This is a genomic window from Kitasatospora sp. NPDC007106 (assembly GCF_040634455.1).
Lineage (GTDB): Bacteria > Actinomycetota > Actinomycetes > Streptomycetales > Streptomycetaceae > Kitasatospora > Kitasatospora arboriphila.
The window spans coordinates 1-7,289 of the sequence record NZ_JBEYFP010000283.1; the positions used below are offsets into that span (position 1 = coordinate 1).

At 74.6% G+C, this 7,289-nt stretch carries 6 protein-coding genes, 2 pseudogenes and 1 riboswitch; of the genes and pseudogenes, 3 read left to right on the plus strand and 5 right to left on the minus strand.

Annotated features, from left to right (window positions below; genetic code table 11):
- Both ABZ641_RS20865 and ABZ641_RS20870 read right to left on the minus strand, forming a co-directional pair.
- Window positions 1-374, minus strand: a pseudogene (locus ABZ641_RS20865) (hypothetical protein); the annotation flags it as partial.
- A 106-nt stretch (window positions 375-480) separates the two neighbouring features.
- A riboswitch (cobalamin riboswitch) is annotated at window positions 481-550 on the minus strand.
- Between the two features lie 155 nt (window positions 551-705).
- Window positions 706-1,296 (minus strand): TetR family transcriptional regulator, encoded by a 591-nt coding sequence (locus tag ABZ641_RS20870; protein ID WP_344628000.1) that lies wholly within the window; start codon window positions 1,294-1,296, stop codon window positions 706-708.
- A 213-nt stretch (window positions 1,297-1,509) separates the two neighbouring features.
- Here ABZ641_RS20870 and ABZ641_RS20875 point away from each other — a divergent pair, with 213 nt between their 5' ends.
- The 3 genes from ABZ641_RS20875 to ABZ641_RS20885 are packed head-to-tail and all read left to right on the plus strand — an operon-like array spanning window position 1,510 to window position 4,684.
- The gene (locus tag ABZ641_RS20875) at window positions 1,510-2,826 is read left to right on the plus strand and encodes a glycosyltransferase family 4 protein (protein WP_344627999.1); all 1,317 of its coding nucleotides are present in this window, start codon (window positions 1,510-1,512) and stop codon (window positions 2,824-2,826) included.
- Window positions 2,827-2,876: 50 nt separating this feature from the next.
- Window positions 2,877-3,611 carry a class I SAM-dependent methyltransferase gene (locus ABZ641_RS20880; RefSeq protein ID WP_344627998.1) on the plus strand — a complete coding sequence of 245 codons (735 nt, stop codon included), beginning with the start codon at window positions 2,877-2,879 and terminating at the stop codon, window positions 3,609-3,611.
- Window positions 3,608-4,684 (plus strand): prenyltransferase, encoded by a 1,077-nt coding sequence (locus tag ABZ641_RS20885; RefSeq protein ID WP_344627997.1) that lies wholly within the window; start codon window positions 3,608-3,610, stop codon window positions 4,682-4,684. Before ABZ641_RS20880 ends, ABZ641_RS20885 begins: the two co-directional genes overlap by 4 nt.
- A gap of 68 nt (window positions 4,685-4,752) precedes the next feature.
- On the opposite strand, the gene ABZ641_RS20890 is transcribed toward ABZ641_RS20885, so the two are convergent.
- The 3 genes and pseudogenes from ABZ641_RS20890 to ABZ641_RS20900 all read right to left on the minus strand — a co-directional run.
- Window positions 4,753-5,604, minus strand: coding sequence for a hypothetical protein (locus ABZ641_RS20890; protein ID WP_359983767.1), 852 nt, complete (start codon window positions 5,602-5,604; stop codon window positions 4,753-4,755).
- 215 nt (window positions 5,605-5,819) lie between these two features.
- The gene (locus tag ABZ641_RS20895; RefSeq protein ID WP_359983769.1) at window positions 5,820-6,776 is read right to left on the minus strand and encodes an N-acetylmuramoyl-L-alanine amidase; all 957 of its coding nucleotides are present in this window, start codon (window positions 6,774-6,776) and stop codon (window positions 5,820-5,822) included.
- 7 nt (window positions 6,777-6,783) lie between these two features.
- Window positions 6,784-7,289 (minus strand): annotated as a pseudogene (locus ABZ641_RS20900) (hypothetical protein); the annotation flags it as partial.

Here is a 7,289-nt window from a genome sequence, read left to right on the forward strand (position 1 = left end):
ACGGCGTCCTGGTGGCCGCCGAGCGCGGTGAGCGCCTGCACGGCGACGGCGGTCGCGTTGCTGTCCTCGGTCTTCGGGTCGCAGGCCGCGGCCGCGTCCGCCCGGAACGAGGGCCAGCCGCCGTCCGCGCACTGCTGGCCGGTCAGCCAGGAGACGGTGGACGCGGCCGGGACGACCTTCGCCGAGGCCAGCGCCGTCAGCGCGAGGGACTGGCGCCACACGCCGTCGTAGCTGGGGTCGCCCTTGCCGTACAGCGCGGCGGGCGGGGTGACCGGGGACGGCGCCGGGGTGTCGGCCAGGGCCGGGGCGGCGGCGCCGGCGGCCAGCAGCAGGCCGGCCAGCGCGGAGGCGCCCAGGCGGGCGGCGGTGAGCATGTGAGGGTGAGCCTTTCGGTGAGCGGTGCAGCAGCCCGGCAGGGCTGCCCGTAGACCTCGACGGAACCGGGCGTGCCACGCCCGGCCGGCCGCTCGCCCCGGCCCCGGGCAGTCCGGCTCGCCCGCCGGGCGGGCTCACGGTTGCGGGTCAGCGCCGGATTCGCACCGGCTTCCCCCGGGAGGGGCGGATGGAGTTGTCGTGCGCCCCGACTCTAACGGGCACCCGCGAACCGCTTGCAGCGCGGGCAGTAGAACGCGTTCCAGTTCCAGGCCCTCCGCCCGAGGCGGCTCCTCAGGTGCCCCCACGCGCCCCCGGGTGCCTGGGCGGCCCCTAGGCCGTCGGGGAGAGCAGGCGGGCCGCCGTGTGCAGATCGGCCCGGACCTCGGCGAGGGAGCTGCGGCCGGAGAGCCAGCTCAGCAGCGTCGCGTGCCAGGTGTGCCCGACCACCCGCAGCGCCGCCTGCTGCTCCGCGGTCGGCGGGCCCGGCAGCCGGGCCGCGGCGAGCACGATCTCGGACGTCAGCTCGGCCACCGCGTCCACCTCCCGCCCGACGGAGCGGTCCGCGAAGGACAGCGCCCGCACCATCGCCTCCGCCAGCCGCGGGTCGCGCTGCAGCGCGTGGAAGGCCAGCGTCAGCGTCTCGGCGACCCGCCCGGCCGGGTCCGCGGCGGTCGGCGGATGCCGCTTCACCTGCTCCTTCAGCTGCCGCAGCTGCTCCTCCATGACCGCCACCAGCAGGTGCACCTTGGACGGGAAGTAGCGGTAGAGCGTGCCCAGCGCGACCTCCGCGCCCTCGGCGACCTCGCGCATCTGGACGGCCTCCCAGCCGCCCCGGGAGGCCAGCGCGGCGGCGGCGCGCAGGATCCCGCGGCGCCGCTCGGCCTGGCGCGGGGAGAGCCGGCGGCCGGCAGTGGTGGACACGGTCAACACAGCCCCCAGGGCGTCGACGGGACGGGACCGGGCACGTGGCGTGAATCACCATCCCCGGCCCGAACCGCGAAGCTACGGGCCGGTATCTTCGAGGTCTCTCGTTGTTCACATGCCCGACGACGATGACACACTCCACCGTGAAACGTGATCTACTTTAGCCGCTGCGGCCGCCGAGCCGGGCCGAGTAGGGACAAGGGGACCAGCATGACCGCGTCGCCGCGACCGCTGCGGATCGCCCTCCTCTCCTACCGCGGCGACCCGTTCTGCGGCGGCCAGGGCGTCTACGTCCGGCACCTGTCCCGCGAGCTCGCCCGCCTCGGCCACCACGTCGACGTGATCGGCGCCCAGCCGTTCCCCGTCCTCGACGAGGTCGAGGGCCCCGGCTCCGTCCGGCTGGTCGAGCTGCCCAGCCTCGACCTGTACCGCGCCGACGACCCCTTCCGCACCCCGGCCCTCGCCGAGTACCGCGGCCCGGTCGACGTGCTGGAGTTCCTCACCATGCGCACCGGCGGCTTCCCCGAGCCGCTGACCTTCTCGCTGCGCGCCCGGCAGTTCCTCGCCCGGCACAGAGGACGCTACGACGTCGTCCACGACAACCAGACCCTCGGCTACGGACTGCTCGGCCTGGAGCGGCACGGCTTCCCGCTGGTCACCACCGTCCACCACCCGATCACCGTGGACCGCCGCCTGGAGCTGGAGGCCGCGACCACCGCCGTCAAGCGGCTCTCGCTGCGCCGCTGGTACGCCTTCACCCGGATGCAGAAGCGGGTCGCCGCGCGCCTGGAGCACGTCATCACCGTCTCCGCGAGCTCCGCCGCGGAGATCGTCGAGCACCTCGGCGTCGCCGCCGGCGCCGTCTCGGTGGTGCCGATCGGCGCCGACACCCGGCTCTGGTCGCCCGACCCGTCGGTGGCCACCGTGCCCGGACGGATCGTCACCACCTCCTCCGCCGACGTCCCGCTGAAGGGCCTCGTCCACCTCGTGGAGGCGCTCGCCAAGGTCCGCACCGAGCGCGAGGCCCACCTCGTCGTCGTCGGCAAGCCGCAGAAGGAGGACGGCCCGGTCGCCGACGCCGTCCGCCGGTTCGGCCTGGAGGCGCACATCGACTTCCGCACGGGGCTGACCGACCAGGAGCTGGTCGACCTGTACCGCTCCGCCGAGGTCGCCTGCGTCCCCTCGCTGTACGAGGGCTTCTCGCTGCCCGCCGCCGAGGCCATGGCCACCGCCACCCCGCTGGTCGCCACCACCGGCGGAGCCATCCCCGAGGTGGCCGGCAAGGACGGCGAGACCTGCCTGGCCGTGCCGCCCGCCGACGCCGGCGCCCTCGCCGCCGCCCTCGGGCGGCTGCTCGACGACCCCGCGCTGCGAGAACGCCTCGGCGCCGCCGGCCGCGAGCGGGTGCTGGCCAACTTCACCTGGCAGCGCGCCGCCGAGCTCACCGCCGAGCGCTACCGCGCCGCCGTCGCCACCGGGGCCGGGCAGCGCGCCCGCGCCGGCCGCGGCTGGCGCTACGTCCACTGACGCTTCGCCCCACCTCCTTCAGTACAGCAGCAACGAATGGGAGCCCCGCAGTGCTGACCGTCGATTTCTCCCGCTTCCCGATCGCCCCCGGCGACCGGGTGCTCGACCTGGGCTGCGGCGGGGGCCGGCACGCCTTCGAGGCCTACCGCCGCGGCGCGAACGTCGTCGCCCTGGACCAGAACGGCGACGAGATCGCCGAGGTCCGCAAGTGGTTCGCGGCGATGGAGCAGGCCGGCGAGGCCCCGGCGGGCGCCTCCGCCACCGCCATGGAGGGCGACGCGCTCAACCTGCCCTTCGACGACGACACCTTCGACCGGATCATTATCTCCGAGGTCATGGAGCACATCCCGGACGACAAGGGCGTGCTCGCCGAGATGGTGCGGGTGCTGAAGCCGGGCGGCCTGCTCGCCGTTACCGTGCCCCGCTACCTGCCGGAGAAGATCTGCTGGGCGCTCTCCGACGAGTACCACGAGGTCGAGGGCGGCCACATCCGCATCTACCGCGGCGACGAACTCGTCGACAAGGTCCGCGAGTCCGGTCTGGAGCCGTACGGCACCCACCACGCGCACGCCCTGCACTCGCCGTACTGGTGGATCAAGTGCGCCGTCGGCGTGAACAACGACAAGGCGCTGCCCGTCCGCGCCTACCACCAGCTGCTGGTCTGGGACATCGTCGGCACCCCGGTGATCAGCACCCTCACCAAGGCCGCCGAGAAGGCGCTCAACCCGGTGATCGGCAAGAGCTTCGTGGTGTACGCCTCCAAGCCGCACCGGGACGGCAAGTGACCGCGGCCGTCCCCGACGCGCTGCTGCTCGACGGCGTCCTCGACGCCGAGCAGGCCGCCGCCACCGTCCGGTCGATCCTCGCCGACCAGCAGGCCGACGGCGCGATCCCGTGGTTCCACGGCGGGCACCTCGACCCGTGGGACCACACCGAGGCCGCGATGGCCCTCGACACCGCCGGCGAGCACGCCGCCGCCGAGGCCGCCTACCGCTGGCTGGTCGACCACCAGAACCCCGACGGCTCCTGGTACGCCGGCTACTCCTACGGCCACGGCGGCCCCGACGGCGAGGTCACCAACGCCGCCAAGGAGACCAACTTCTGCGCGTACGTCGCCGTCGGCGCCTGGCACCACCACCTGGCCACCGGCGACGACGCCTTCCTGGAGTGGATCTGGCCCACCGTCCGCCGCGCGCTCGACTTCACCGTCGGCCTGCGGCTGCCCGGCGGCCCGATCGCCTGGCGCCAGGACGAGGACGGCACCGCCCCCGACGAGGCGCTGCTCACCGGCTCCTCCTCGATCCTGCACGCCCTGCGGTGCGGCCTCGCCATCGCCGACCACCTCGAAGAGCCCCAGCCCGACTGGGAGTTGGCCGCCGGACGGCTGCGCCACGCGATCGCCCACCACCCGGAGCGGTTCCTCGACAAGGACCGCTACTCGATGGACTGGTACTACCCGGTGCTCGGCACCGCCCTGCGCGGCACCGAGGCCGAGCGGCGGATCGCCCGCGACTGGGACCGCTTCGTCGTCCCCGGCCTCGGCGTGCGCTGTGTCAGCGACCGGCCCTGGGTCACCGGCGGCGAGAGCGCCGAACTCGCCCTCGCCCTCTGGGCGGTGGGCCAGTCCGACCGCGCCGTCGAGATCCTCCGCTGGATCCAGCACCTGCGGCACACCGACGGCTCCTACTGGACGGGCTACGTCTTCGAGGACGACGCGATCTGGCCCGAGGAGCGCACCACATGGACGGCCGGCGCCCTGCTGCTCGCCGTCGCCGCCCTCGGCGGCGACCACGCCACAGTGGCCGTCTTCGGCGGTGACGGCCTGCCCGCCGGACTGGTCGTCAACGACTGCTGCTGAGAAACCCCGCACACGCCGAAGGGGCGGTACCCGGCCGGGTACCGCCCCTTCGGCGTGGAATCGCCCCGTCAGCCGCGCTGGATGCCGGAGGTGTCGGCCAGCAGGCCGTGCGAACCGTCCGGCAGCTGCGCCACCAGCGCCGCGCCGCGCTGCTCGACCGCCAGGTACCAGGTGCCCGGGACGAGCTCGCCGACCGGCGGGCCCGCCGGGTTGTCCTTGTTCGCCAGTTGGCGGACGGCCGGCACCGCGAACCAGAACGGCTGGAACGGCGCGGCGTCGTGGGCCGGCTGCGGGGCGGGCTGGGCCGCCCCCGGGTAGCCGTAGCCGCCGGCCTGCTGCTGCTCCGCGCCGAAGCCCGGGGTCGGCACCGCACCCGGCTGCCCGGCCTGCGGGTAGCCGTACTGGCCGGGCTGGCCCGCGCCCTGCGGGAAGGCCTGGTACGCCTGCGGCGCCGGAGCGGCCGGCTTGTCCGACAGCAGCGGGCCCTGCAGGGCCGGCACCAGCGGGCCCGCGGCCGCGGCACCGGCCAGCACCAGCGCGGCCAGCAGGCCGAGCCAGGCACCGAAGCCGTGGCTCACGCCCTCACCGCCGCCACCGATCGCCCACAGCGCCGACCACAGCGTCGCGACCGACAGCGCGGTGCCCCACTGGTCCAGGCGCAGCCCGAGGACCTGCCGGGTGGCCGAGGCCTCGCCCTGCAGGCGGTGCACCAGGATCAGCGCCGCCGCGACGATGCCGAGCAGGAACGCCGACGGCAGGATCGGGAAGAGCGAGGCCTTCCACGCGTTCTGGCTGTCCGAGTTGCACCGGCCGGCGATGCAGAACTCGACCGTCAGGTAGGGCAGGAAGGACGCGATGAAGAGCAGTACGGCCGCACCTGCGACGGCGGCGTCTCCCCGCGTGAGAGCGCGCAGATTCACTAACGTTCCCCTCGTTGGTGTGTCGTGGACTGCGTGTCGGGGCGGTCGGCTGACCGGTACGGGACGTCCCCGGACTGCTAGAGCCTAGGGCCCGGGTCGTCCGCTGTGCACAGCGCCCCGGGGAAACCCCCGATTTCGTTGCCAAATCGCCGTGACTCCAGGTCAGCGCACGACCGGCGGACGGGCCGGTGCGGCCCCGCCGGCCGTGCGCGCCGTCACGAGCCCTGGGCCAGGAAGGCGGTCACGGCCTCCGCGATCCCCTCGGCGGCCTTCTGCCGCCACTGCGGGTCCGTCATGTGCTGGGCGTCCGCGGCGTTGCGCATGTTCCCGCACTCGATGAACACCTTGGGCACCCGCGACAGGTTGAGGCCGCCCAGGTCCGTGCGGGTGTCCAGGCCGTCCTTGCCGATGTAGTCGGCGTACGGCTGGCCGGTCGCCCGCTTGAAGGCGTCCCGCAGCTCCAGGCCCAGCCGGTGTGAGGGGTCGACGATCGCCGAGGTGTCGGCCGCGCCCGCGGTGACCTTCCCCGGCATGATCACGTGGAAGCCGTGGGCACCGGACGGGGCGCCGTCGGCGTGCACGGACACCGCCGCGTCCGCCTTCGCCTGGTTGCCGATCCGGGCCCGCTCGTCGATGCACGGCCCGAACGGCCGGTCGCCGTCCTGGGTGAGCACCACGTTCGCGCCGCGCTGCCGCAGGATCTCCCGCGCCCGGTGCACCACGTCCAGCGTGTACGAGGCCTCGCTGTAGCCCGCGTTGGTCGCCGTGCCGGTGGTGTCGCACTCCTTGCGGGCGTTGCCGATGTCCACCTGCTTGTTGATCTCGGTGGTGTGCTTGGTGTTGCCCGGGTTGTGCCCCGGGTCCAGCAGCACCGTGCGGCCGTTCAGCGGCCCCGAACCGGTCGGCGCCGATCCGCTCGGCGCGGGCCCGCCCGCCGCCGGGCCGGAGGACGCCGGAGCGGGCTCCGGCGAGGAGGGCTCCGGCGCCGCGGCCGTACCGGCCGGGGTGGCGGCGGACGAGGCCGCCGGGCGGGAGCCGTCCGCAAGCGCCTGCCAGCCGAACCAGCCGCCCGCGCAGAGCGCGGGCACCGTGCAGACGAGCACGGCGATGCCGAGGCGGCGGGCGCGGCGGGGGCGCTCCGGGTACTGGGGGTCGCTGGTGGTGCCGGTCACGGGTGGTTCAGATCCTGTCCCAGGTGCGCTCGGTCAGACCGTAGGTCTTCGCGATGGCGTTCCATTTCGCCACGAAGTCCTTCTTGGACTGCGTGGCCTGCGGATTGAGGTCGTTGGCGCGCTTCTTGTCGGCCGTGTTCGGGGCGGAGCTGCCCGAGCAGCCCTGGCTCGCCACCGTCCGGGCCCAGGCCGCGTACGCCCGGTCGATGTCGCCCGAGGTCTGCCAGGCGGTCTTCAGGGTCTGCGCGGCCTCCGCGCCGCCCGGCAGGGCGCCGAGGTCCAGCTTGCCGAGGTCGGCGACCAGCTGGTCGCGCTGGGTGGCGCCGTCGTCGAAGACCTGGGCGGCGCTCGCGATCTCCGACTTGTCCGGGCAGCTGGTCACCTTCGCGACCGCGCTGCCGATCGGGGCCTTCGCGTTCTCGCCGCGGGCCAGCAGCCCGTCCAGCGCCTTCGCCTGCCCCTCCGCGCCGGCCCCGGCGCTCGCGCTGCCGCTCGGCGAGGCGGCCGCCGACC

What these genes read in the sequence shown, in the direction of transcription:
- ABZ641_RS20875 (WP_344627999.1), top strand. Translation starts at nt 1,510, where the DNA reads ATGACCGCGTCGCCGCGACCGCTGCGGATCGCCCTCCTCTCCTACCGC.